Genomic DNA, 23,577 nt, shown 5'->3' with positions numbered 1-23,577 from the left:
TGTGGAGTCGTGGTGCGGACCAGCGCTTGGCCCTACCACTGGGGGTTACGGGGCTGAATCAGCCTTCGACCGTGATGCCCATGGAACGGGCGGTGCCGGCGATGATCTTCGACGCGGCGTCGAGGTCATTGGCGTTCAGGTCGGGGAGCTTCGTCGTGGCGATCTCGCGGACCTGGGCAGCCGTCAGCTTGGCGACCTTGGTCTTGTGCGGCTCGCCGGAGCCCTTCTCCACACCCGCGGCCTTGAGGATCAGCTTGGCGGCCGGCGGAGTCTTGGTGATGAAGGTGAAGGAGCGGTCCTCGTAGACCGTGATCTCCACCGGCACGACCATGCCACGCTGCGACTCGGTCGCGGCGTTGTAGGCCTTGCAGAACTCCATGATGTTGACGCCGTGCTGACCGAGCGCGGGGCCGACCGGCGGGGCCGGGTTCGCCGCACCGGCGTTGATCTGGAGCTTGATAAGCCCCGTGACCTTCTTCTTCTTGGGAGGCATTGCTCTCTCCGGGTCCTAGTGAGAGTGTTTCGCCGCCATTCCGGTCATCCGGATGGAGGCATACCGCACAACGATAACGGGTATAGCTGTGCGACCAAAAACCCAGCAGGTCAGAGCGGCTGTGGAGCCCCTCTGACCTGCTGGGTAGGCATGTGTCCAGAAAGCGGCGGGAAGCGCCTAGTTCTTCTGGATCTGGTCGAAGCTGAGCTCGACCGGGGTCTCGCGGCCGAAGATCTCGACGAGGCCCTTGACCTTCTTCGAGTCGGCGTTGATCTCGTTGATCGTGGCCTGCAGCGTGGCGAACGGGCCGTCGGTGACGGTGACCGAGTCGCCGACCTCGAAGTCCAGCACCTGGACCTCGACCTTGCGGGCCGGAGCCGGCTTGCCCTCGGCCTCGGCGGCCTCGCGGGCGGCCTTCTCCTCGGCCTCCGGGGCGAGCATCTTGACGATCTCGTCCAGGGTCAGCGGGTACGGGTCGTAGGCGTTGCCCACGAAGCCGGTGACGCCCGGCGTGTTCCGCACGACGCCCCAGGACTCGTTCGTCAGGTCCATGCGCACCAGCACGTAGCCGGGGAGCTTGTTCTGCCGGACGTTCTTGCGCTCGCCGTTCTTGATCTGGACGATTTCCTCTTCAGGCACCTCGGCCTGATAGATGAACTCCTCCACGTTCAGCGAGACGGCGCGCTGCTCCAGGTTGGCCTTCACGCGCTTCTCGTAACCGGCGTAGGTGTGGATGACGTACCACTCGCCGGGGAGGGTGCGGAGCTCGTCGCGCAGGGCGGCGATGGGGTCGACGGGGGCGGCCGGCTCGGCCTCCTCCTCGTCGGCGGCCTCGACGGCCTCTTCCTCGACGGTCTCGACGGCTTCGGCGGCCTCATCGGCTGCCGCGTCCTCACCCTCGGAGGCTTCGACGACTTCGGCCTGGTCCGGGTCCACGGAGTCAGCAGCCTCAACGATGTCGAGCTCGTCCTTGGCGGACTCTGAGGCGCCGGCCTCGGGCTCGACGGCGTCGTTCAGGTTCGGGTCAGACACGATGGCTGCTTCTTCCTGGATACAAAGGGTGGAACGTGCGAAAGGGGCGCCGGGGTCCGACGCCTTCCGCGTGATCAGCCGAAGACGTACTTGACGACCCGGGCGAAGCCCATGTCGAGAACGGTAACAAGACCGATCATGACGACGACGAACACGATCACCACGGAGGTGTACGTCGTGAGCTGGCTACGCGTCGGCCAGACAACCTTACGGAGTTCCGCGACGATCTGGCGGTAGAACAGCGCGAGCCGACCCAGAGGGCCCTTCTTGCCGCGCTTGCCGCCCTTCCGAGTCTTCTTCTTCGACTCGGGAGCTTCATCATCGGCATCAGGCATGTCGATGGAGCCCACGGCGTCCGTCACGCTACTCACCTGATTCCGGGTCGTGGCCGTGCCGCGCCCGGTGGAGCCGCACGGCTGTGCAATGAAGTACGTACATGCGCACACATCCTGGCGAAGGAGTGTGTAGCAGGGCCGGAGGGACTTGAACCCCCAACCGCTGGTTTTGGAGACCAGTGCTCTACCAATTGAGCTACGACCCTTGGTGGTTTCCACCAACCTACCGCATCTTCCCCGGTGACCGGGTGCAGGAACGGTGCGGCTGGTGAAGGCCAACGACAGGTGAGTGTACGTGCTCAGGGCCGCCGCGTCGAACAGACAACAACCGACCGGTCCTGTCCGGATGCTGTCCAGGTCCTGTCCGGTCCCTGAAACCCCTGCGCCGACGGCTTTCGCGGTCTGCAAGCATGGGGCCATGAGCGCTGCAACTTCACCGTCCGAGCGCCGGGTTTCCGCCCGCATCGGTGCGATCTCCGAGTCCGCGACCCTCGCCGTCGACGCCAAGGCCAAGGCCCTCAAGGCCGCCGGGCGTCCGGTGATCGGCTTCGGGGCCGGCGAACCCGACTTCCCGACGCCCGACTACATCGTCGACGCCGCGGTCGAGGCCTGCCGCAACCCGAAGTACCACCGCTACACCCCCGCAGGCGGGCTCCCCGAGCTCAAGGCCGCCATCGCGGAGAAGACGCTGCGCGACTCCGGCTACGAGGTCGACGCCAGCCAGATCCTGGTGACCAACGGCGGCAAGCAGGCCATCTACGAGGCCTTCGCCGCGATCCTCGACCCGGGCGACGAGGTCATCGTGCCCGCCCCGTACTGGACCACCTACCCCGAGTCGATCCGGCTCGCCGGCGGTGTCCCGGTCGAGGTCGTCGCCGACGAGACCACCGGCTACCGGGTCTCCGTCGAGCAGCTGGAGGCCGCGCGCACCGAGAAGACCAAGGTCGTCCTGTTCGTCTCGCCCTCCAACCCGACCGGCGCGGTCTACAGCGAGGCCGACGCCGAGGCGATCGGCCGCTGGGCCGTCGAGCACGACCTGTGGGTCCTGACCGACGAGATCTACGAGCACCTCGTCTACGGCGACGCGACGTTCACCTCACTCCCGGCGATCGTCCCGGAGCTGCGCGACAAGTGCATCGTCGTCAACGGCGTCGCCAAGACGTACGCGATGACCGGCTGGCGGGTGGGCTGGATCATCGGCCCCAAGGACGTCGTCAAGGCCGCGACCAACCTCCAGTCGCACGCCACCTCCAACGTCTCCAACGTCGCCCAGGTCGCCGCGCTCGCGGCCGTCTCCGGCCCGCTGGACGCGGTCGCCGAGATGCGCACCGCCTTCGACCGCCGCCGCAACCTCATCGTGCGGATGCTCAACGAGATCGACGGCGTGTTCTGCCCGGAACCGGAGGGCGCGTTCTACGCCTACCCGGCGGTCAAGGACGTGCTCGGCAAGGAGATCCGCGGCAAGCGCCCGGCCACCACGGTCGAGCTGGCGGCCCTGATCCTGGACGAGGCGGAGGTCGCCGTCGTGCCCGGAGAGGCCTTCGGTACCCCCGGCTACCTGCGGCTTTCCTACGCACTGGGCGACAACGACCTGATCGAGGGCGTCTCGCGGATCCAGAAGCTGCTGGGCGAGGCCAAGGCCTGAGAACCCCGCGCGTCAGTGCCCCCGGCCGCCGAAATCCCCTCCGGCCGGGGGCGCTTTTTTTGTTCGAGCAGCCCCCGGAAGGGGAAAGCGGCTACCGCTCCGGCCCGCCCGTGCGGCAGGATCTTCCGATGGAGCGTGATGTACGTCTGTTGCCCAAGGCCCACCTGCACCTGCACTTCACCGGGTCGATGCGGCCCACCACCCTGCTCGAACTCGCCGACAAGTACGGGGTCCATCTCCCCGACGCCCTGACCGGCGGCGAGCCGCCGAAACTGCGGGCGACCGACGAGCGCGGCTGGTTCCGTTTCCAGCGGCTCTACGACATCGCCCGGTCCTGCCTGCGGTCCCCCGAGGACATCCAGCGCCTGGTGCGCGAGAGCGCCCAGGAGGACGTCGCGGACGGCTCCGGCTGGCTGGAGATCCAGGTCGACCCCACCTCGTACGCCCCGCTGCTCGGCGGACTGATCCCGGCCATCGAGATCATCCTGGACGCCGTGGACAGCGCCTCCCGGGACACCGGCCTGGACATGCGCGTGGTGATCGCCGCCAACCGGATGAAGCACCCGCTGGACGCCCGCACGCTGGCCCGGCTCGCCGTGCGGTACGCCGACCGGGGCGTCGTCGGCTTCGGGCTCTCCAACGACGAGCGGCGCGGGATGGCCCGTGACTTCGACCGGGCCTTCGCCATCGCCCGGGACGGCGGTCTGCTGGCGGCTCCGCACGGCGGGGAGCTGTCGGGACCCTCCAGCGTGCGCGACTGCCTCGACGACCTGGACGCCGCGCGGATCGGCCACGGTGTGCGGGCCGCCGAGGACCCCCGGCTGCTGCGCAGGCTCGCCGAGCGGCAAATCACCTGCGAGGTGTGCCCGTCGTCCAACGTGGCGCTCGGCGTCTACGAGAAGCCCGCCGATGTCCCCCTGCGCACTCTGTTCGACGCCGGCGTGCCGATGGCGCTGGGAGCGGACGATCCGCTGCTGTTCGGTTCGCGGCTGGCCGCCCAGTACGAGCTGGTGCGCCGGCACCACGGCTTCACCGACGAGGAGCTGGCCGAGCTGGCCCGCCAGTCGGTGCGCGGATCTGCGGCGCCCGTGGACGTACGGGAGAAGCTGCTGTCCGGGATCGACGACTGGCTGGCTAACTGATCCCGCCCAGGAGCGTACGGACGAGGGAGGCGGCGAAGTCCTCCAGGGACGTCGGCGGGGGCCGGCCGCCGGGGAGCGTGGAGTAGGCGAAGGCCCGCTGCGCGCAGGCGCCCAGCAGCAGGGAGGCGGCGGCGTAGGTGTCCGCGCCGGCCCGGATGCGGCCCGCGCCCTGCTCGGCGCGCAGATAGACGTCGAGCTGCTGGATCGGCAGGTGGGGCCCGGCCGCCAGCCCTCCCACGCCCTGCTCGTGGCGGCGCTTGAGCTGGGGTTCGGCGTACAGGGACGCCGCCATGGGGAAGGTCTGCTCGTAGAACAGGGCGGCCTGCCGGGCGATGTCGGTGAGGTTGCCCTCGACGCTGCCCTCGCCGGCGGTCAGCTCGGTGAGAAGGCCCCCGAGCCGGGGCAGCCGCTCCGCGAGGACGGTGACGAACAGCTCTTCCTTGCCGGAGAAGTACTTGTAGAGCGCCGCCTCCGAGCAGCCTGCCGCCTTGGCGATCTCCTTGGTGGTGGTCCGGGCGAGGCCGATGGAGAGCATCAGCTCGTACGCCGCGTCGACGATCCGGACGCGGGTGGGCTTCTGGTCCATGTGCGCTCCAACAGGCCGTGACCCGGAAATCTTGACGACCGGGCGGGGGCCACCCACCCTAGGGGTTAGTAAATACTCACCCACCCAGGGGCGCGCTATGAGGATCACCGTGTTCGGAGCGACCGGCGGCGTCGGTCAGGAAATCGTGGGCCAGGCGCTCGCGGCGGGTCACGAGGTGACGGCCGTGGTCCGGGACCCGGACCGGCTTCCGGAGCCGTTGGGACGCGCGGCGCTGCACGGTGTCGTCCGGCTGGACGACGAGGCGGCGGTGCGGGCGGCGGTCGCGGGGCGGGACGCGGTGCTCTCGGGGCTGGGTTCGCGCGGCCGGAAGGCGAACGGGGTCGCCGAGCGGCTGACCCGGCGGATCGTGTCGGCGATGGAGGCCGAGGGCACCCGGCGGCTGCTGGTGGTGAGCGCGGTGCCGGTCGGGCCGAAGGCGGCGGGCGATCCGCTCGTCGACCGGCTGTCGCTCAAACTGGTCGGGGCGGTGTTCGCGGATCTGTACGCCGATCTCGCCCGGATGGAGGCGGTGCTGGCCGCCGGCGCCACGGACTGGACCGCGGTGCGCCCGCCGAGGCTGACGGACGGGCCGCGCACGGGCGTCTACCGCAAGGTCGTGGGCGGCACGCCGCGCAGCAGCCGGACCATCTCCCGGGCCGACGTGGCGCACGCGATGCTCGCGCTGGTCGACGACCCGGCGGCCGTGAAGCAGGGCGTGGGCATCGCGTACTGACCGCGTGTCCGAGGCGCTACAGGCTGACGCCGACCGTCACCGGCTCGTTGACGAGGGTGACGCCGAAGGCCGCGTGCACTCCGGCGACAACCTCGCGGGCCAGGGCGAGCAGGTCCTCGGTGGTGGCCGCGCCCCGGTTGGTGAGGGCGAGGGTGTGCTTGGTGGAGATCCGGGCGGGGCCGCCGCCGTACCCCTTGGTGAATCCGGCCCGGTCGATCAGCCAGGCCGCCGAGGTCTTGGTGCGGCCGTCCTCGGCGGGGAACGCGGGGGGCGTCACGTCCGGTCCGAGGCGGTCGTGGACCCGGCCGAGGAACTCCTGGAAGGCGGCCGGTCCGAGGATCGGGTTGGTGAAGAAGGACCCCGCGGACCAGGTGTCGTGGTCCTCCGGGTCCAGCACCATGCCCTTGCCCGCGCGCAGCCGCAGGACGGTCTCGCGGGCGGCCGGCAGCGGCACGCGGTCGCCCTGTTCGACGCCCATGGCCCTGGCCGTTTCGGGGTACTTGAGGGGCGCGGAGAGCCCGTCGGCCTCTTCCAGCTCGAATCGGACACGCAGCACCACGAACCGGTCGGGTTCGGCCTTGAAGCGGCTGTGCCGGTACGAAAACGCGCACTCCGTGTTCGGAATCGTCACGGTCTCCCGGGTGCGCCGGTCGTAGGCGACGACCTCCGTGATGGTGGAGGACACCTCCTGTCCGTACGCGCCGACGTTCTGAATGGGTGTCGCGCCCGCGGATCCGGGGATGCCCGCCAGGCACTCGATGCCCGCGAGACCCGCCTCGACGGTCCGGGCGACCGCGTCGGTCCACACCTCTCCGGCCGCCAGCTCCAGCGACGTACCGGAGAGCTCGAAGCCCTTGGTGGCGATGCGCAGCGCGGTGCCGTCGAAGCCCTTGTCCCCGATGACCAGGTTGGAGCCGCCGCCGATGACGAGCAGCGGGGTGCCGCTCGCGTCGGCCTCGCGGACGGCGGCGATCACCTCGGCGTCGGTCGTGGCGGTCAGCAGCCGGGCGGCGGGGCCGCCGAGCCGGAAGGTGGTCAGGGGGGCGAGGGGGGCGTCGTGGAGTTCCTGCACGGGGACAAGAGTACGGTCCGCGCCCCCGCCGCTCGTGCGGGGCCACGGACCGTACGCCGGGGGCGGGCGGCTCAGAGGGCCGCGTCTCAGGCCAGCCGGACCACGGCCCGGGACATCCCCAGCACCTTCTTGCCGTCGCACACGGCGACCAGGTCCACCCGGACCAGGTTGTCGTCCAGCTTCGCCGCGACCTTGCCGCTGACCTCGATCAGGGCGCCCTTGTCGTCGTTGGGCACGACGACCGGCTTGGTGAACCGCACCCCGTAGTCGACGACCGCGCCCGGGTCGCCGGCCCAGTCCGTGACGACCCGGACCGCCTCGGCCATCGTGAACATGCCGTGCGCGATCACGTCCGGCAGTCCGACCTCGCGCGCGAACTTCTCGTTCCAGTGGATCGGGTTGAAGTCGCCCGAGGCGCCCGCGTACTGCACGAGCGTGGCCCGTGTCACCGGGAACGACTGCGCCGGCAGCTCGGTGCCGACCTCGACCGACCCGTAAGGGACCTTCGCCGTCATCACGCCTCCTCGGCGGCGCGCGCCACCAGCTTCGTGACCGCCGTGACCACCAGCTCACCGGCCTCGTCGTGCACGTCCCCGCGAATGTCGAGAACGTCGTTGCCCGCCAGGGACTTGATGCTCTCGATCGTCGACGTGACCGTCAGCCGGTCCCCCGCCCGCACCGGACGCACGTAACTGAACTTCTGGTCCCCGTGGACCACACGGCTGTAGTCCAGGCCCAGCTGCGGGTCCTGGACCACCACTCCGGCGGCCCGGTAGGTGATCGAGAAGACGAACGTGGGCGGCGCGATCACATCGGCGTGACCGAGCTCACGGGCGGCCTCCCGGTCGACGTACGCCGGGTGGGTGTCGCCCACCGCCTCGGCGAACTCGCGGATCTTCTCCCGGCCGACCTCGTACGCCGGAGTGGGCGGATAGGTCCGCCCCACGAAGGACTGGTCGAGCGCCATGAGCTCGCTACCTCCTGAGAAACCTGGTGAAAGACGGACAAGGGCACGCCCCCGTGCGGGGAACGACCTCATACAACGACACGAGGCCGCCCCCAGAGGGGACGGCCTCGTGTACGAGCCTGATTCAGCGCGTTTCGCGGTGCGCGGTGTGCGAGTTGCAGCGCGGGCAGTGCTTCTTCATCTCAAGACGGTCCGGGTTGTTACGCCGGTTCTTCTTGGTGATGTAGTTCCGCTCCTTGCACTCCACGCAGGCCAGCGTGATCTTCGGGCGGACGTCGGTGGCAGCCACGTGAGTGCTCCTTGGACGGACGTTGGACGGATGAACGCATAAAAGGGTAGCCGATCGAAGGACCGACCCAACAATCGGCTACCGTTAGTAGCGGTGACCGGACTTGAACCGGTGACACAGCGATTATGAGCCGCTTGCTCTACCGACTGAGCTACACCGCTTTGATGATGAGTCCCCCCGCCGAAGCGGGGATTCCCGATCACCAGAGCCCCAATGCGGAATCGAACCGCAGACCTTCTCCTTACCATGGAGACGCTCTACCGACTGAGCTATTGGGGCGAGCGATGAAGACATTACACGGTCCTCGGCCGGTTGCCCAAATCCGTTTGTGCCGCATCCTCCGGCCCCCCGTCCGGGGCCTCCCACACCCCCTGATCAGGGCTTGATCCAGGACGCGTCCGCATCCGGACCCGGCCGGGTCCACAGCCGACGCAGGCGCATTAGTGCGACTATTCCGCTCCTCCCGGAAGCCGCCCCCGCACGCCCCTAGGGTGTGGTCACTCCGTGTGATCTTGCACCCCTCCCAGGAGCGCGATGCCTGACAGTCAGCCACGGCGGCCCGACGACAACGCGCCCGACAGCGCCGACGCAGCCACCACCGCCGACACCCCCGCCCTCGTCCTCGGCGGCGCCCGCCTCTCCGACGGCCGGGCCGTGGACGTACGCCTGAGCGGCAGCCGGATCGAGGCAGTCGGCACCGCGGGCAGCCTCACCGCCCGCGGCCCCCGGATCGACCTCCGCGGCTATCTGCTGCTCCCCGCCCCGGCCGAACCCCACGCCCACAGCGACACCGCCCTCACCGCGGACAGTCTGGGCCCCGACAGCCCGGGCCCCGCGTCCCACCGCGCCGAGGACATCCAGCGCCGCGCCACGGAGGCGGCCCTGCTCCAACTCGGCCACGGCGCCACCGCCCTGCGCACCCACGTACGCGTCGGAGACGTCCAGGGCCTCGCCCCGCTCGAAGCCGTCCTGCAGACCCGGCGCGCCCTGCGCGGCCTCGCCGACGTGATGCCCGTCGCGGTCCCCCGGCTCCTCACCGGCGTAGCGGGAGCGGACAGCCTCGCGATGCTCAGGGACGCGGTGAAGATGGGCGCGGCCGTCGTCGGCGGCTGCCCCGACCTCGACCCCGACCCCACGGGCTACACCGAAGCCGTCCTGGAGATCGCCGCCGAGCACGGCTTGCCCGTGGACCTGCACACCGACGCCGACGACCCCGCCCGGCTGGCCCGGCTCGCCGCGATGGCCGCCGGGCTGCGCCCGGATGTCGCCCTCGGCCCCTGCGCCGGTCTGGCCCACCTTCCCCTGGACGCGGCGGCCCGCGCGGCCGACCGGCTCGCCGCCGCCGGGATCACCGTGGTCTGCCTGCCCCAGGGCGGCTGCGCCGGTTCCGACCGCCGGACGACCGCCCCCGTACGCCTCCTGCGCTCCGCAGGCGTGCACGTCACGGCGGGCAGCGGCGCGCTGCGGGACACGGCCAATCCGGTCGGCCGCGGCGATCCGCTCGAAGCCGCCTACCTCCTCGCCTCGCAGGCGGGGCTGCGCGCCGAGCAGGCGTACGGTCTGGTCTCCACGAGCGCCCGCGCGGCCCTCGGCCTGCCCGACGTACGCGTCGAGGCGGGCTTCCCGGCCGAACTCCTCGCCGTACGCGGCGAACGGCTCTCCGCGGCGCTCTCCCTCGCGTACAGCCGCATCGTCATCCACCGCGGCCGGATCGTGGCCCGTACCAGCGCCGTACGCGAGTACTGCGACTCCGACGCCGACGCCGCCGCGGGCCTCGGCGGACTTCCGCGCCAGGGCAGGCCCGACCCGGGCGCCGGGCCTAGGAACTGAGCGCGACCCCGTCCCCGGGCGTACGGTCGGAGGTATGCGCATTGTCATCGCAGGTGGACACGGACAGATCGCACTGCGGCTGGAGCGGCTGCTCGCCGCACGCGGGGATGAAGCCGTAGGGATCATCCGCAACCCCCAACAGAGTCAGGACCTGACCGACGCCGGCGCCGAACCCGTCGTGCTGGACCTCGAATCGGCCACCGTGGAGCAGACCGCGGAGGTGCTGCGCGGCGCGGACGCGGCCGTCTTCGCGGCGGGCGCCGGGCCGAACAGCGGCACCGCCCGCAAGGACACCGTCGACCGTGACGCGGCCGTGCTGTTCGCCGACGCGGCCGAGGCGGCGGGCGTCCGCCGTTACCTCGTCGTCTCCTCGATGGGCGCCGACCCCGACCACCCCGGCGACGAGGTCTTCGACGTGTATCTGCGGGCCAAGGGCGCCGCGGACGCGGCCGTTCGCTCCCGCACGGCGCTGGACTGGACGATCCTGCGCCCCGGCATGCTGACGAATGACGCGGGCACCGGACAGGTCCTCCTGGCCGCCTCGACGGGCCGTGGCCCGATCCCCCGCGACGACGTGGCGGCCACGCTGCTGGAGCTGCTGGACACCCCGGCGACGGCGGGCCTCACCCTGGAGGCGATCTCCGGGAACGTGCCCGTGACGGTGGCCGTGAAGGACGTCGCGGGCAACTGATCCGCGCCGGATCCCTGCGGCACGCCGCCCTCTTCGGACAACGAGGAAGCCCCCGACCGGACAACCGGTCGGGGGCTTCGTTCGCGTGGCGGCGCCAGGGTTCGAACCTGGGTAGGCTGAGCCGGCAGATTTACAGTCTGCTCCCTTTGGCCACTCGGGCACACCGCCTCGAACGACGCGTTGGATCTCGTGGTGAGCTCCTTGGCGACGACGTAAACAATACCCGATGGCCAGGGGTGCTCCGCCACCTCATTGATCAGCGCCCGGAGGGTGCGGCGGTGGCTAGGCTTTGGCCTGTATCCCCACGCACATTCGACGCAAGGAGCCACACGTCATGGCCGACTCCAGTTTCGACATCGTCTCGAAGGTCGAGCGGCAGGAGGTCGACAACGCCCTCAACCAGGCCGCCAAGGAGATCTCCCAGCGCTACGACTTCAAGGGCACGGGCGCCTCGATCTCGTGGTCGGGCGAGAAGATCCTGATGGAGGCGAACGGCGAGGAGCGCGTCAAGGCCATCCTCGACATCTTCCAGTCCAAGCTGATCAAGCGCGGGATCTCGCTGAAGTCGCTGGACGCCGGTGAGCCGCAGCTCTCCGGCAAGGAGTACAAGATCTTCGCCACGATCGAGGAAGGCATCTCCCAGGAGAACGCCAAGAAGGTGGCGAAGACGATCCGCGACGAGGGTCCGAAGGGCGTCAAGGCGCAGGTCCAGGGCGACGAGCTGCGCGTCAGCTCGAAGAGCCGGGACGACCTCCAGGCCGTTCAGGCGCTGCTGAAGGGCAAGGACTTCGAGTTCGCGATCCAGTTCGTGAACTACCGGTAGTCACGGCAGTCGACTGCCGTACACGGGGGCACACCGCCGGGGCCGACCTCGACGGCGTGCCTCTCCGTGTTTCCGGCCCGTGCGGGGGATGCGAAGCGTTCGGATGCGATGTCCGAATTCCGCCGGTGACGGTGGGGCGGACAGGCGCAGACTGACCGTACGGACCGGGGAAGTGAGAAGGCATGACGACGACGGTGTACGCGCGGGTGGAGAGCCCGCTGGGCGAGTTGCTGCTGGTCGGCGAGGCGACGTCGGCGACGGACGACGCGGATGCGGCCGGTGGCGTCCGGTTGCGTTCGTTGTCCGTGCCCGGCCAGAAGGGCGGCGTGGCCGTCCAGGACGGCTGGCGGCACGCCCCCGAGGCGTTCGCGGACGTCGCCCGGCAGTTGGAGGCGTACTTCGCGGGGCGTTCGACGCGATTCGACGTGCCGCTGGCCGAGGGTCTGGGCACGGAGTTCCAGCGGCGGGTCTGGGCGGTGCTGGAGTCGATCCCGTACGGGAGCACGGTGTCGTACGGGCAGGTCGCGGCACAGGTCGGCGCCTCGGGCGCGGGGGTGCGGGCCGTGGGCACGGCGATCGGGCGCAATCCGCTGCTGGTCGTGCGGCCGTGCCACCGGGTGATCGGGGCGGACGGGGCGCTGCGGGGGTACGCGGGCGGGCTGGAGCGGAAGAAGCTGCTGCTGGGGATCGAGGGCCGTGCGGGGCGGTCCGAGTCGTGACTCCCGCGCCCCCGCCGCCCTCTGACGGCCCCTCCCCCGAGGGCCCCTCCTCGGGCGGCCCTTCCTCCGACGGTCTGTTCCGGCGGCCGCGTACGGTCGTGGCGCCGGGGGCCGTCCATGTGCCGGAGTGGCTTGCGGTGGAGCAGCGGGCGGAGTTGGTGGTGGCGTGCCGTCAGTGGGCACGGGGGCCGGTCCCGTTGCGGCACACCGTGCTGCCGGGCGGCGGGGTGATGTCGGTGCGGACGGTGTGCCTGGGGTGGCACTGGCAGCCGTACCGGTACGCGCGTACGGCCGACGATGTGAACGGCGCCCGGGTGGCCGCGTTCCCGGACTGGCTGGGCGACCTGGGGCGGGCGGCGGTGGCCGAGGCGTACGGGGACGAGGGCGCGGCACGGGCGTTCGCGCCGGACACCGCGCTCATCAACTTCTATGACGACGCCGCGCGGATGGGGATGCATCAGGACAAGGAGGAGCGGTCGAGCGCTCCTGTGGTGTCGTTGAGCATCGGGGCGAGGTGTGTGTTCCGCTTCGGGAACACGAAGGGACGCGGGCAGCCCTACACGGATGTGGAGTTGGCGTCCGGGGATCTGTTCGTCTTCGGCGGGCCGTCGCGGTTCGCGTTCCACGGGGTGCCGAAGGTGTACACGGGAACGGCCGACCCGGCAGCGGGGCTGCGGGCCGGCCGGTTGAACCTGACGCTGCGGGAGACCGGGATGGCGTCGGGGGACGCGTAGGAGAGCGTGGCCCGACCCGGACGGCGACGGTCAGCGGCGGTCGCGGGAGTGGCCGAACAGCAGCCGGTAGGCGATCAGCAGGACCAGGGAGCCGGCGATGGCGGCGATCCAGGTCGCGGTGTCGTAGAAGTCGTTGCTGATGGGGCGGTCGAGGAACTGGCTGGAGAGCCAGCCGCCGACGAAGGCCCCGGCGATGCCGATGAGGGTGGTGCCGATGATGCCGCCCGGGTCACGTCCCGGGAGGAGGATCTTGGCTATGAGTCCGGCGAGCAGGCCGAGAATGATCCAACTGATGATGCCCATGTCGCTGCACCTACCCCTTGCTTCGTCTTGAACTCCAAGACGCGGCGGGCAGGTGTTCGGTTCCTCGGGGGCGCCGGACTCGACCGGTCAGCGGGTGGCGAAGGGCTGGTCCGAGGGGACGATCTCCTTGCCGAAGGGCATGAGGGAGACGGGGATCAGCTTGAAGTTGGCGATGCCCAGGGGGATCCCGATGATGGTGATGCACAGCGCGATGCCCGTGGTGATGTGGCCGAGGGCGAGCCACCAGCCGGCGAGGATCAGCCAGAGGACGTTGCCCGCGCAGGAGGGCGAGCCCGCGTCCCGGCGGTCGACGACGGTGTAGCCGAACGGCCAGAGGGCGTAGACGCCGATCCGGAAGGCGGCCACGCCGAAGGGGATGCCGATGATGGTGATGCAGAGCAGGACGCCCGCGAGCAGGTAGCCGAGGAACATCCAGAATCCGCAGAGGATCAGCCAGATGATGTTCAGGATGGTTTTCACGGGCGATGACCTGCCATCTGTTCGAGTCGGGCGATGCGCTCCGCCATCGGCGGGTGCGTCGAGAACATTTTCGCCATCCCCTGACCGGGGCGGAAGGGGTTCGCGATCATCATGTGGCTCGCGGTCTCGATCCTGGGCTCGGGCGGAAGCGGGAGCTGTTTGGTCCCGGCGTCGAGCTTGCGCAGGGCGCTGGCGAGCGCCAGCGGGTCCCCGGTGAGCTGGGCCCCGGAGGCGTCGGCCTCGTACTCCCGCGAGCGGCTGACGGCGAGCTGGATGACGGAGGCGGCGAGCGGCCCCAGGATCATGATCAGGAGCATGCCGAGGAGGCCGGGCCCCTCGTCGTCGTTGGAGCGGCCCACCGGGATGAGCCAGGCGAAGTTGACCAGGAACATCACGACGGAGGCGAGGGCTCCGGCGACGGACGAGATGAGGATGTCCCGGTTGTAGACATGGCTGAGCTCATGGCCGAGGACGCCGCGCAGCTCGCGTTCGTCGAGGATCTGGAGGATGCCCTCGGTGCAGCAGACGGCGGCGTTGCGCGGATTGCGCCCGGTGGCGAAGGCGTTGGGCGCCTGGGTCGGGGAGATGTAGAGGCGCGGCATGGGCTGACGGGCGGCCGTGGAGAGCTCGCGCACGATGCGGTAGAGCTGCGGCGCCTCGAATTCGCTGACCGGGCGGGCGCGCATGGCCCGCAGGGCCAGTTTGTCGCTGTTCCAGTACGCGTACGCGTTGGTGCCGACGGCGACCAGGAGCGCGACGATCAGTCCCGTACGCCCGAAGAAACTGCCGATGACGATGATGAGTGCGGACAGTCCCCCGAGGAGTACGGCGGTCTTGAGCCCGTTGTGCCGGCGGTGCACGGTACGCCCTCCAAGTGGTGCAGCAGGGGAACCCTTTGCATGGTGGTGCTCCACTCCCCAGTGGAGCCTCCTGTACTGGTCAACGCCAGGCGAGAGGAGCTAGTTCCCTTGTGCGTGCGGCCGGAGGGCGGGGGCTGTGCCGCGTGTTCGCGCCGGTCGGGCCCCCGGCCCCGTACGGAGTGACGCTGGGCCGTACGGGTGGCGGCGGGCCGTCCTGATGGTGCGGGGTGACTCGGTGGGGCGGTACTGCCCCGTGCGGGGTCAGTGCTGCCGTGCGGTGGGTGGCCGCTGAGCGGTCAGTGCTGCTGTGCGGGGAGCTTGGCGAGGGAGAGGGCCTCGGCGTCGGGCTCGACCTCGCTGGTGCAGTGGCCGCAGCGGGAGGCCACGGCGGGGATCTCGCTGAAGCAGCGCGGGCAGTCGCGGAGGGCCGCCTTGATGTCGACGGCCTCTTCCTTCGCGAAGCGGTTCTGGACCTTGGCCATGGGGACCACGACGCAGAAGTAGAGGACCGCGGCGGTGATGATGAAGGCGATGGCGGCGCTGACGAAGAGGCCGTAGGGGAAGTCGACTCCGTCGACCGTGTAGTGGGCCTTGCTGAAGTCGCCGGTGCCGCGGGTGGCGAGACCGATGAGCGGGGTGATGAAGGCGTTGCTGAAGCCGGTGACGACCGCGGTGAAGGCGGCACCGACGGCGAGACCGATCGCCATCGAGATGACGTTCCCGCGCAGGATGAAGTCCTTGAACCCGTTCAGCACTGCTCTCTCTCCTCGTTTTCCCCGACGTGTCCACGCCGAATACGTGACGTATGCAGCCAAGACCATGCCCTGCGGCGGGCGCCGTGGGCAAACCGATCTTTCGGGGTCGGGCGCCCTCAGAAGAGGCTGACGGCGGCGAAGCGCAGGACGGCCTGCGGGACCCCGGACAGCAGGATTCCGGCGGCGGATGTGAGGACGATCGCCGTGGTGAGCGGGGTGGGCGCGCGGAATCGGCGGGCCGGCGCGGAGGCCGGGGATCCGGTGTCCGGCCCGGCCGTTTCCGGGGCCCCGGCCGGCGCGCGGAAGAGGATCGCGGTCCACTGAAGGTAGTAGTAGAGAGCGATCACCACGTTGACGGCCATGACGACGGCGAGCCAGCCGAGGCCCGCGTCGACCGCCGCCGAGAAGACGGTGACCTTCGCGAAGAGCCCGATGATGCCGGGCGGCAGTCCGGCCAGGCAGAGCAGGAAGAACCCGAGGGCCAGGGCGGCGAGGGGCCGGGTGGCGTACAGGCCCCGGTAGTCGGAGAGCCGGTTGCCGGGGTGCGTACGGGCGACGAGGGCGGCGACCGCGAACGCGCCCAGGTTCACCACGGCGTACATGAGCGCGTACGCCACGGTGGAGCCGATCTGTTCGTCGCTGGAGTACGCGGCGGCGGCGATCGGGACCAGGAGGTAGCCGGCCTGGGCGACGGAGGACCAGGCGAGGAGGCGGACGGCGCTGCGGGCACGGGCGGCGTTCTGGCGGAGGGCCGCGACGTTGCCGACGGTCATGGTGAGCGCGGCCAGGACAGCGAGGGCGGGCCCCCAGACGTCCGCATAAGAGGGGAACGCGATGACGGTCACCAGAATGAGGCCCGAGAACCCTACGGCCTTCCCCACCACGGAGAGGTAGGCGGCGATCGGCAGGGGCGCGCCGACGTAGGTGTCGGGGACCCAGAAGTGGAAGGGCGCGGCGGCCGTCTTGAAGGCGAAACCGACGAGCGTGAGGGCCACCCCGGTCTTGGCGAGGGTGTCGAGGACCGGGGCGACGTCGTCGAGACGGTCGGCGATCTCGGTGAGGTGCAAGGTGCCGGTGGCGGCGTACACGAAGCTGACGCCGAGCAGCATGACGGCGGTGGCGACGACGGAGGAGAGGAAGAACTTCAGCGCGGCCTCGGAGGAGCGCCGGTCGCCGCGCCTGATGCCGACGAGGGCGAACGCGGGCAGGGAAGCGACTTCGAGGGCGACGACGAGCGTGGCGAGGTCACGGGAGGCGGGCAGCAGGGCCGCTCCCGAGGCGGAGGCCAGGAGCAGGAACCAGTACTCCCCCGCCGGCAGCTTGCGGGTGTCGTCGAGCGAGAGCAGGACGGTGAGGAACGCGCCGCCGAGGACGAGGGCCTGGATGACGACGGTGAAGTGGTCGGCGGTGTAGCTGCATGCCTGGGCGCCGGTGGTGACGCAGAAGGTGGACCGGTCCCCGGAGCGCAGGGGGATCAGGAACGCCAGGGCGGCGGCGAGCGCGGTGAGGGTGGCGTACCCGAGGAGCCGTTTGCGGTGGGCGGGCAGGAACAGGTCGGCGACGAGGACGACCAGGGCGGCCAGCGCGGTGAGGGTGGGGGGCGCGATGGCGAGCCAGTCGATGGACTGGACGGCGCTGGGGACGTCGGCCGCGAGGAGGCTTCCGGCGGCGTCGCCGGTTCCGGCGGTCGTCGTGTCCGGGGCCTGCGCGACAAGGCTTCCGGCGGTGGTGCTGAGGGCCGCGGTCACGACTTGCCTCCTGCGAGAAGCTGCTGCACGGCGGGGTCGCTGAGGCCGAGGAGGACGGCGGGCCAGAGGCCGGCGACGACGGTGAGCACGGCGAGCGGGGTCCAGGCGGCGGCTTCGTACGGGTGAATGTCGGCGAGCTGCGGCGTGGTGGCGGTGCGGGGGCCGGCGGCTCCGGACGGCTCCGGGCCGTCGGGCGTCTGCGGGGCCCGGTCGTCGGGCGACAGCCGGAAGTGGGGTGCGTGCTCGCCCATGCAGACGCGGCGGACGACGATGAGCATGTACGCGGCGGTCAGCAGGGTGCCGAACGCCCCGATGGCCATGAAGGTGCGGAACGCGGGGCGGCTGAGGCCTTCGGCGGGGCTGTACGCGCCGAACAGGGTGAGCATCTCGCCCCAGAATCCGGCGAGTCCGGGCAGGCCGAGCGAGGCGACGGCGGCGAAGGCGAGCAGCGCGCCGAGGCGGGGGGCCCGGCCGTAGAGTGCGGCTCCGGTCGCTCCGGCGAGGGTGTCGAGGTCGGCGGTGCCGTAGCGGTCCTTGACGGCGCCGACCAGGAAGAACAGCAGGCCGGTGATGAGGCCGTGGGCGATGTTGGCGAAGAGCGCGCCGTTGACTCCGGTGGGGGTCATGGTCGCGATGCCGAGCAGGACGAAGCCCATGTGACCGACGGACGAGTACGCGATGAGCCGCTTGAGGTCGCCCTTGGCGCCGGTACGGGCCAGGGCCAGGCAGGCGAGGGATCCGTAGACGATGCCGACGACGGCGAACGCGGCGAGGTAGGGCGCGAAGGTGCGCATGCCGTCCGGTGCGACGGGGAGCAGGATCCGGACGAATCCGTACGTTCCCATCTTCAGCAGGACGCCCGCGAGGAGGACGGATCCGACGGTCGGGGCGGCGGTGTGGGCGTCGGGCAGCCAGCTGTGCAAGGGCCACATCGGAGTCTTCACGGCGAGCCCGAGACCGATCGCGAGTACCGCGATGACCTGCACGGATGTAGTGAGGCCGCGGCCGTTGTCAGTAGCGAGTGCCACCATGTCGAAAGTGCCGCTCTTCAGCCCGATGAGGAGGAGGCCGAGCAGCATGACGACCGAGCCGAGCAGCGTGTAGAGGATGAACTTCCAGGCGGCCGCCTGCCGTTGGTCGCCGCCCCAGCGATTGATGAGGAAGTACATCGGGATGAGGACCATCTCGAAGGCGAGGAAGAAGAGCAGCAGGTCGAGGACGGCGAAGGTGGCGAGGGTGCCGGACTCCAGGACGAGGACGAGGGCGACGAACACCTTCGGTGAGGGGCCCGCGGGCAGCTTGAAGTAGCTGTACAGCGCGCAGAGGAAGGTCAGCAGCGCGGTCAGGACCAGGAGGGGGAGCGAGATGCCGTCGACGCCGAGGTGGATGCGGACGTCGAGCGCCGGGATCCAGCTGATGTCGGTGGTCGCCTGCATCCTGGCGGGGTGGTCGTGGTCGAAGCCCGCGGCCAGGACGATCGCGGCGACGAGGACGGCGCCGGTGACGGTCACGCCGTGGCGGAGCACGGCCTGGTCGGGGTTCCGTCCCCTGAGCCCGGGCGGGGCGGGGAGCAGGGCCGCGAGGGCGCCGAGGAGCGGGGCGACGACGATGAACGCCAGAAGGAACTGCATCACGGACGGGCTGATATCGATCACGGTCACGACCCCGCGTTGACGTTGGCGAAGACGACGGCGGCGATCGCCAGGGCGAGGGACCCGGCGAGCAGGGCGCTGACGTAGGTCTGAACGTTGCCGGTCTGGGCCCGGCGGACGGCGGTGCCGAGGAGGCGGGTGACGGAGCCCGTTCCGTTGACGTAGGTGTCGACGACCTCGCGGTCCAGGAAGCGGACGAGGCGGGCGGCTGCCCGGACGGGCCGGACGAACAGCGCCGTGTACAGGGCGTCGAGGTGGAAGCCGGTGACCGCGTGGCGGTGCAGCGGGCCCAGGAGGAGCCTGCCGGGATCGGCCGGGTCGGGGGCGTCCGCGATGGTGCCGTAGACGGCGGTGTGGGACGTCATGGCCTCGGCTTCGACGAGAGCGGGTTCAGCGCCGGGGTGGGCGGCCACGGCCCCGATGGGGGTGCGGGCGGCGAGGGCGGTGGTGTGGCGCCAGGCGCCGTAGGTGACGAGGCCGCCGACGAGCGTGATGCCGGTGGAGAGGACGGCGGTGGTGAGGGACGGCGTGAGTTCGTGCCCGTCGAACCAGTCGCCGAGCAGGCCGGCGGTGAGGCCGAAGCCGATGGTGGGGACGGCCAGGATCCACAGGACGGAGGTCATGGCGAGGGGCTGCTTGCCGTGGTCGGGGACTTCGGCCCCGCGGCCGCGGAAGGCGAGGAGCCAGAGGCGTACGGCGTAGGAGGCGGTCAGGACCGCGGCGAGGAGCCCGGCGATCAGGATCGTCCATCCCGCGGCGGCCGGGGCGACGGTCCGGTCCCCCAGCGCGGTGTGCTCGGCGGCGACGAGCACGGCTTCCTTGGAGAAGAAGCCGGCGAACGGCGGGATGGCGGCCAGCGCGAGGAGCGCGACGGTCATCGTCCAGTAGGCGTCGGGGATGCGGCGGGCGAGGCCGCTCATCCGGGACATGGCGGCGAGCGAGTTGGTGCCCGCGGCGTGGATGACGACGCCCGCGGCGAGGAAGAGGACGGCTTTGAACGCACCGTGCGAGATGAGGTGGAAGACGGCCGCGCCCCGGTCGCCGACGGCGAGGGCGCCCGACATGTAGCCGAGCTGACCGATCGTCGAGTAGGCGAGGACGCGTTTGATGTCGTCCTGGGCAAGGGCGGCGAGCCCGGACCCGATCATCGTGACGGCCGCCATCACGGCGAGAACGACGAGCGCCGCGCCGGAGGCCGCGAAGACGGGCAGCAGACGGGCCACGAAGTAGATGCCGGCGGCGACCATCGTCGCGGCGTGGATGAGCGCGGAGACGGGGGTGGGGCCGGCCATCGCGTCGGGCAGCCAGGTGTGCAGGGGGAACTGCGCCGACTTGCCCGCGACGCCCGCGAGGAGCAGCAGGGCGATGAGCGTGGGGTGCTCAAGACCGCCGTTGGCGACGGCGGCGAGGATCCTGGTGATCCGGAAGCTGCCGGTGTCGGCGGCCAGCGCGAACAGGCCGATCAGGAAGGGGACGTCGCCGAGCTTGGTGACCAGGAAGGCCTTGAGGGAGGCGGCCCGGGCCTCGGGCGTCTCCCAGTAGTGGCCGACGAGGAAGTACGAGCAGATGCCCATGATCTCCCAGCCGACCAGGAGCACCATCAGGTCGCCGGAGTAGACGACCAGGAGCATCGCGGAGGTGAAGAGGGAGACGAGGGCCGCGTAGGAGGGGTAGCGGGCGTCGTCGCGGAGGTAGGCCGTGGAGTAGAGCTGTACGCAGGTGGCGACGACGGTGACGAGGACGGCGACCAGCACGGCGAAGCCGTCGAGGTGCAGCGCCAGGTCGATCGGGACCGACCCGGTGGGCGTGAGCTGGGTCGCGGCGTCGATGGCCCGGCCGCCGCCCTGCCGGACGGCGACGAGCACGGCGAGGACGGCCGCGGTGAGGGTCGGGAGGATCGCCAGCGGCCGGACGAAGCCGGGGGCGGTGCGGCCGACGGCGAGCCCGGCGAGGGCGCCGAGGAACGGAAGGAGGGGGACGAGGGCGGCGAGGGTCGTGGTGGTCACGTGGTGGCCTCTGCCTTCTTGGTCTTTCCTGCTTTCCCGTCCGCCCGGCCGGGGGCCGTCTCGGCGCCGTCGATTTCTGCGCCGTCGGCCTCTGCGGTGTCGGGAAGCCTTTCGGCCTCGTCCGTCTCGGCGGTGTCGCGGAGCCGGTCGATGTCGGAGGTGCCCCGGTTGCGGTAGACGGCCAGGACGATCGCGAGGCCGATGCCGATCTCGGCGGCGGCGATGGCGATGGTGAAGAGCGTGAGGGCCTGGCCGGAGTGGAGGGTGTCGCGGAGCCAGACGTCGAAGGCGACGAGGTTGAGGTTGACGGCGTTGAGCATCAGCTCGACGGACATCAGGACGAGGATCGCGTTGCGGCGGGCGAGGACGCCGTAGAGGCCGACGCAGAAGAGGAGGGCGGCGAGGACGGCGGGATAGGCGAGGTGCATCAGCGCTGCGCCTCCTTGCCGGGTGTGCCGGGGCGGCTCGTGGTGCCGGTGCCGGTGCCTGTGCTCGTGCCCGTGCTCGTGTCCGTGTCGCGTTTGCGGGACAGGACGATCGCGCCGACGAGAGCGGCGAGCAGGAGGACGGAGAGCGCCTCGAAGGGGAGGACCCAGTTCCGGAAGAGGAAGGCTCCGGTGACGGCGGTGGAGCCCTGGACGGGCCCGTCGAGGTCGATCCAGGTCGTACGGAAGGCGTCCACGACGACCCAGGCGAGGGCGGCGGCCGAGGCGAGGGCCACACCGAGGGCCACCCACCGGTTGCCCGAGTCGGCGTCCGGGGAGCGGCCGATGGGGGCCCGGGTGAGCATCAGGCCGAAGAGGAGGAGGACGACGATGGAACCGACGTAGATCAGTACCTGGACCCAGGCGATGAACTCCGCGGTGAGCAGGAGGTACTCGACGGCCAGCCCGCCGAGCGCGACGACGAGCCAGAGCGCGGCGTGCACCAGTTGCCTGGTGGTGACGGTGATGACGGCGGCGCCGAGGGTGGCGAGGCCGACGAGGAGGAACGCGATCTCGACGCCGGACGGGGAGAGGAAGCCGGGGTGGTCGCCTGCGGCGGAGGCGAGCAGAGAGGGTGCGGTGTGCAGCATCACGGAGTTCCTCCCTTCTCGTCCCGCTGTTGCCGGGGCTCTTGCTCCTCCTGCTGTTCCTGTGCGCGTTGGGCGGCGAGTTTGTCCGCGGCCTTGCGGGCTGCGGCGATCTCCTTCGGCTCCTCCGCGCCGGGGTCGAGGGCGGGCGGCTCCGGCACGGTCCACATCCACTCGCGGAGCTTGTCCCGCTCGTGGGTGAGCTCGTGGATGTCCGTCTCCGCGTACTCGAACTCGGGTGACCAGAACAGCGCGTCGAAGGGGCAGACCTCGATGCAGATACCGCAGTACATGCAGAGGGAGAAGTCGATGGCGAAGCGGTCGAGGACGTTCCGGCTGCGCTCACGGCCGCCGGGGGCGGCGGGCGGCGATGTCTCCTTGTGGGAGTCGATGTAGATGCACCAGTCGGGGCACTCACGGGCGCAGAGCATGCAGACCGTGCAGTTCTCCTCGAACAGCCCGATGACGCCTCGGGAGCGGGGCGGGAGTTCGGGCTGGGTGTCGGGGTACTGCGCGGTGACGGTCTTCTTCGTCATCGTGCGCAGGGTGACGGCAAGGCCTTTGGCCAGGCCGGATCCGGGGATCGGGGGCATCAGTTGATCGCCACCTTCACGATGCCGGTGAGCGCGATCTGCGCGAGGGCGAGCGGGACGAGGGTGGTCCAGGCGAGCTTTTGCAACTGGTCCTCACGCAGACGCGGGTAGCTGACGCGCAGCCAGATGACGACGAACGCGAGGAGGGCGGTCTTGAGGAGGGTCCAGAGCCAGCCGAGTCCGTCGGCACCGAACGGGCCGTGCCAGCCGCCGAGGAAGAGGACGGTGGTCAGGGCGCACAGGATGACGATGCCCGCGTACTCGGCGAGGAGGAACAGGGCGAAGCGCAGACCGGTGTACTCGGTGTACGCACCGAAGATGATCTCGGAGTCGGCCACCGGCATGTCGAACGGCGGTCGCTGGAGTTCGGCGAGACCGGCCACGAAGAAGACCAGGGCGCCGACGATCTGCCAGGGCAGCCACCACCACGTGAAGGCGTCGAGGATGCCGGTGAGCGAGACCGTACCGGCCGCCATGGCCACGGAGGCGGCAGCCAGGAGCATCGGCAGCTCGTAGGAGAGGAGTTGCGCGGCGGTGCGGAGACCGCCGAGCAGGGAGAACTTGTTGGCGGACGCCCAGCCGGCCATGAGCGAGCCGAGGACGCCGATGCCCATGACGGCGAGCACGAAGAAGATGCCCGCGTCGACGACCTGGCCGACCGCGCCGTCGCCGGGGCCGACGGGGATGACGGCGAGGACGAGGAGGTACGGGAGGAGGGCGACGGCGGGGGCGAGCTGGAAGACGCGGCGGTCGGCGGCGGCCGGGACCACGTCCTCCTTCTGCGCGAACTTCACGCCGTCCGCGACGAGCTGGGCCCAGCCGTGGAAGCCGCCTGCGTACATGGGGCCCAGGCGGCCCTGCATGTGCGCCATGACCTTGTGTTCCGTCTGGCCCACGAGGAGGGGGGCGACCAGGAACACGACGAAGACGACGGCCAGACGGAGGGCGACGTCGAGAACGTCGTTCACTCGGGATCGCCTCCGGCGGGGTGGTCTGGAGCGGGGCTGTCTGGGGCGG

27 protein-coding genes and 4 tRNA genes are annotated in these 23,577 nt (G+C 70.6%); 8 read left to right on the top strand and 23 right to left on the bottom strand.

The genetic code is table 11. From position 1 onward, the window contains the following. Nucleotides 1–58: 58 nt before the first annotated feature. The 4 genes from rplK to D3105_RS08795 all read right to left on the bottom strand — a co-directional run bounded on the left by rplK (nt 59) and on the right by D3105_RS08795 (nt 2,066). Nucleotides 59–493 carry a 50S ribosomal protein L11 gene (gene rplK, locus D3105_RS08810; RefSeq protein WP_018101261.1) on the bottom strand — a complete coding sequence of 145 codons (435 nt, stop codon included), beginning with the start codon at nt 491–493 and terminating at the stop codon, nt 59–61. A gap of 177 nt (nt 494–670) precedes the next feature. Continuing rightward, nucleotides 671–1,525 (bottom strand): transcription termination/antitermination protein NusG, encoded by an 855-nt coding sequence (gene nusG / locus D3105_RS08805; RefSeq protein ID WP_118901849.1) that lies wholly within the window; start codon nt 1,523–1,525, stop codon nt 671–673. Between the two features lie 74 nt (nt 1,526–1,599). Then, nucleotides 1,600–1,887, bottom strand: coding sequence for a preprotein translocase subunit SecE (gene secE, locus D3105_RS08800; RefSeq protein WP_010071801.1), 288 nt, complete (start codon nt 1,885–1,887; stop codon nt 1,600–1,602). A gap of 106 nt (nt 1,888–1,993) precedes the next feature. Then, a tRNA-Trp gene (locus D3105_RS08795) sits at nt 1,994–2,066 on the bottom strand. 212 nt (nt 2,067–2,278) lie between these two features. On the opposite strand from D3105_RS08795, the gene D3105_RS08790 reads away from it, so the two are divergent. Both D3105_RS08790 and D3105_RS08785 read left to right on the top strand, forming a co-directional pair. Beyond that, complete coding sequence (locus D3105_RS08790; RefSeq protein WP_118901846.1) at nt 2,279–3,505, top strand: pyridoxal phosphate-dependent aminotransferase; 1,227 nt, start codon at nt 2,279–2,281, stop codon at nt 3,503–3,505. Nucleotides 3,506–3,633: 128 nt separating this feature from the next. Continuing rightward, nucleotides 3,634–4,647: an adenosine deaminase gene (locus D3105_RS08785; RefSeq protein ID WP_118901842.1), complete on the top strand. Its 1,014-nt coding sequence runs from the start codon at nt 3,634–3,636 to the stop codon at nt 4,645–4,647. Here D3105_RS08785 and D3105_RS08780 read toward each other — a convergent pair. Then, a complete protein-coding gene (locus tag D3105_RS08780; RefSeq protein ID WP_118901839.1) occupies nt 4,640–5,233 on the bottom strand; it encodes a TetR/AcrR family transcriptional regulator in 594 nt (197 codons plus the stop codon). The two genes, D3105_RS08785 and D3105_RS08780, sit on opposite strands and share 8 nt — an antisense overlap. A 97-nt stretch (nt 5,234–5,330) precedes the next feature. On the opposite strand from D3105_RS08780, the gene D3105_RS08775 reads away from it, so the two are divergent. Further along, nucleotides 5,331–5,966, top strand: coding sequence for an NAD(P)-dependent oxidoreductase (locus tag D3105_RS08775; protein ID WP_118901836.1), 636 nt, complete (start codon nt 5,331–5,333; stop codon nt 5,964–5,966). 16 nt (nt 5,967–5,982) lie between these two features. Here D3105_RS08775 and D3105_RS08770 read toward each other — a convergent pair whose 3' ends face one another. The 6 genes from D3105_RS08770 to D3105_RS08745 all read right to left on the bottom strand — a co-directional run bounded on the left by D3105_RS08770 (nt 5,983) and on the right by D3105_RS08745 (nt 8,573). Continuing rightward, complete coding sequence (locus tag D3105_RS08770) at nt 5,983–7,038, bottom strand: UDP-N-acetylmuramate dehydrogenase (RefSeq protein ID WP_118901833.1); 1,056 nt, start codon at nt 7,036–7,038, stop codon at nt 5,983–5,985. 86 nt (nt 7,039–7,124) lie between these two features. After that, entirely contained in the window at nt 7,125–7,553 is a 429-nt protein-coding gene (locus D3105_RS08765; protein ID WP_118901830.1) for a MaoC family dehydratase, read from the bottom strand. Next, the gene (locus D3105_RS08760; protein ID WP_118901827.1) at nt 7,553–8,005 is read right to left on the bottom strand and encodes a MaoC family dehydratase N-terminal domain-containing protein; all 453 of its coding nucleotides are present in this window, start codon (nt 8,003–8,005) and stop codon (nt 7,553–7,555) included. Before D3105_RS08760 ends, D3105_RS08765 begins: the two co-directional genes overlap by 1 nt. 124 nt (nt 8,006–8,129) lie before the next feature. Then, nucleotides 8,130–8,294 (bottom strand): 50S ribosomal protein L33, encoded by a 165-nt coding sequence (gene rpmG, locus D3105_RS08755; protein WP_003956487.1) that lies wholly within the window; start codon nt 8,292–8,294, stop codon nt 8,130–8,132. An 88-nt stretch (nt 8,295–8,382) separates the two neighbouring features. Further along, nucleotides 8,383–8,455 (bottom strand) — tRNA-Met (locus D3105_RS08750). Between the two features lie 45 nt (nt 8,456–8,500). Then, nucleotides 8,501–8,573: transfer RNA gene (locus D3105_RS08745), tRNA-Thr, on the bottom strand. Nucleotides 8,574–8,828: 255 nt separating this feature from the next. Here D3105_RS08745 and D3105_RS08740 point away from each other — a divergent pair. Both D3105_RS08740 and D3105_RS08735 read left to right on the top strand, forming a co-directional pair. After that, on the top strand, nt 8,829–10,124 hold the full coding sequence (locus D3105_RS08740; RefSeq protein WP_118901824.1) for an amidohydrolase family protein: 1,296 nt from the start codon (nt 8,829–8,831) through the stop codon (nt 10,122–10,124). A 34-nt stretch (nt 10,125–10,158) separates the two neighbouring features. Continuing rightward, complete coding sequence (locus tag D3105_RS08735; protein WP_118901821.1) at nt 10,159–10,815, top strand: SDR family oxidoreductase; 657 nt, start codon at nt 10,159–10,161, stop codon at nt 10,813–10,815. Between the two features lie 86 nt (nt 10,816–10,901). On the opposite strand, the gene D3105_RS08730 is transcribed toward D3105_RS08735, so the two are convergent. Continuing rightward, nucleotides 10,902–10,983 (bottom strand) — tRNA-Tyr (locus tag D3105_RS08730). 166 nt (nt 10,984–11,149) lie between these two features. Here D3105_RS08730 and D3105_RS08725 point away from each other — a divergent pair. The 3 genes from D3105_RS08725 to D3105_RS08715 all read left to right on the top strand — a co-directional run bounded on the left by D3105_RS08725 (nt 11,150) and on the right by D3105_RS08715 (nt 13,091). After that, nucleotides 11,150–11,638 carry a YajQ family cyclic di-GMP-binding protein gene (locus D3105_RS08725; protein WP_010056669.1) on the top strand — a complete coding sequence of 163 codons (489 nt, stop codon included), beginning with the start codon at nt 11,150–11,152 and terminating at the stop codon, nt 11,636–11,638. Between the two features lie 182 nt (nt 11,639–11,820). Continuing rightward, on the top strand, nt 11,821–12,357 hold the full coding sequence (locus D3105_RS08720) for a methylated-DNA--[protein]-cysteine S-methyltransferase (protein WP_118901818.1): 537 nt from the start codon (nt 11,821–11,823) through the stop codon (nt 12,355–12,357). Between the two features lie 74 nt (nt 12,358–12,431). Beyond that, complete coding sequence (locus D3105_RS08715) at nt 12,432–13,091, top strand: alpha-ketoglutarate-dependent dioxygenase AlkB family protein (protein ID WP_118901978.1); 660 nt, start codon at nt 12,432–12,434, stop codon at nt 13,089–13,091. Between the two features lie 30 nt (nt 13,092–13,121). Here D3105_RS08715 and D3105_RS08710 read toward each other — a convergent pair whose 3' ends face one another. The 11 genes from D3105_RS08710 to D3105_RS08660 form a co-directional block, all read right to left on the bottom strand. Then, complete coding sequence (locus D3105_RS08710) at nt 13,122–13,394, bottom strand: GlsB/YeaQ/YmgE family stress response membrane protein (RefSeq protein WP_006126852.1); 273 nt, start codon at nt 13,392–13,394, stop codon at nt 13,122–13,124. A gap of 87 nt (nt 13,395–13,481) precedes the next feature. Next, a complete protein-coding gene (locus D3105_RS08705) occupies nt 13,482–13,874 on the bottom strand; it encodes a YccF domain-containing protein (RefSeq protein WP_118901815.1) in 393 nt (130 codons plus the stop codon). After that, nucleotides 13,871–14,734 (bottom strand): zinc metalloprotease HtpX, encoded by an 864-nt coding sequence (htpX, locus tag D3105_RS08700; protein WP_003967017.1) that lies wholly within the window; start codon nt 14,732–14,734, stop codon nt 13,871–13,873. Before htpX ends, D3105_RS08705 begins: the two co-directional genes overlap by 4 nt. 296 nt (nt 14,735–15,030) lie before the next feature. Continuing rightward, nucleotides 15,031–15,489, bottom strand: a complete 459-nt coding sequence (gene mscL / locus D3105_RS08695) for a large conductance mechanosensitive channel protein MscL (RefSeq protein WP_097880407.1) — start codon at nt 15,487–15,489, stop codon at nt 15,031–15,033. Between the two features lie 116 nt (nt 15,490–15,605). Beyond that, complete coding sequence (locus tag D3105_RS08690; protein ID WP_118901975.1) at nt 15,606–17,111, bottom strand: NADH-quinone oxidoreductase subunit N; 1,506 nt, start codon at nt 17,109–17,111, stop codon at nt 15,606–15,608. A gap of 122 nt (nt 17,112–17,233) precedes the next feature. Next, a complete protein-coding gene (locus tag D3105_RS08685) occupies nt 17,234–18,898 on the bottom strand; it encodes an NADH-quinone oxidoreductase subunit M (RefSeq protein WP_206272692.1) in 1,665 nt (554 codons plus the stop codon). After that, a complete protein-coding gene (locus D3105_RS08680) occupies nt 18,895–20,895 on the bottom strand; it encodes an NADH-quinone oxidoreductase subunit L (RefSeq protein WP_118901812.1) in 2,001 nt (666 codons plus the stop codon). Before D3105_RS08680 ends, D3105_RS08685 begins: the two co-directional genes overlap by 4 nt. Further along, nucleotides 20,892–21,323: an NADH-quinone oxidoreductase subunit NuoK gene (gene nuoK, locus D3105_RS08675; protein WP_118901809.1), complete on the bottom strand. Its 432-nt coding sequence runs from the start codon at nt 21,321–21,323 to the stop codon at nt 20,892–20,894. Before nuoK ends, D3105_RS08680 begins: the two co-directional genes overlap by 4 nt. After that, nucleotides 21,323–21,970, bottom strand: coding sequence for an NADH-quinone oxidoreductase subunit J family protein (locus tag D3105_RS08670; protein WP_118901807.1), 648 nt, complete (start codon nt 21,968–21,970; stop codon nt 21,323–21,325). The genes nuoK and D3105_RS08670 overlap by 1 nt, the downstream gene beginning before the upstream one ends. After that, a complete protein-coding gene (locus D3105_RS08665; protein WP_118901804.1) occupies nt 21,970–22,560 on the bottom strand; it encodes a NuoI/complex I 23 kDa subunit family protein in 591 nt (196 codons plus the stop codon). Before D3105_RS08665 ends, D3105_RS08670 begins: the two co-directional genes overlap by 1 nt. Further along, complete coding sequence (locus tag D3105_RS08660) at nt 22,560–23,528, bottom strand: complex I subunit 1/NuoH family protein (protein ID WP_118901801.1); 969 nt, start codon at nt 23,526–23,528, stop codon at nt 22,560–22,562. Before D3105_RS08660 ends, D3105_RS08665 begins: the two co-directional genes overlap by 1 nt. Between the last annotated feature and the right edge of the window lie 49 nt (nt 23,529–23,577).

The sequence above is a fragment of the Streptomyces globisporus genome (genome assembly GCF_003501885.1).
GTDB classification, from domain to species: domain Bacteria; phylum Actinomycetota; class Actinomycetes; order Streptomycetales; family Streptomycetaceae; genus Streptomyces; species Streptomyces globisporus_D.
This window is presented reverse-complemented; position numbering and strand designations above follow the sequence as displayed.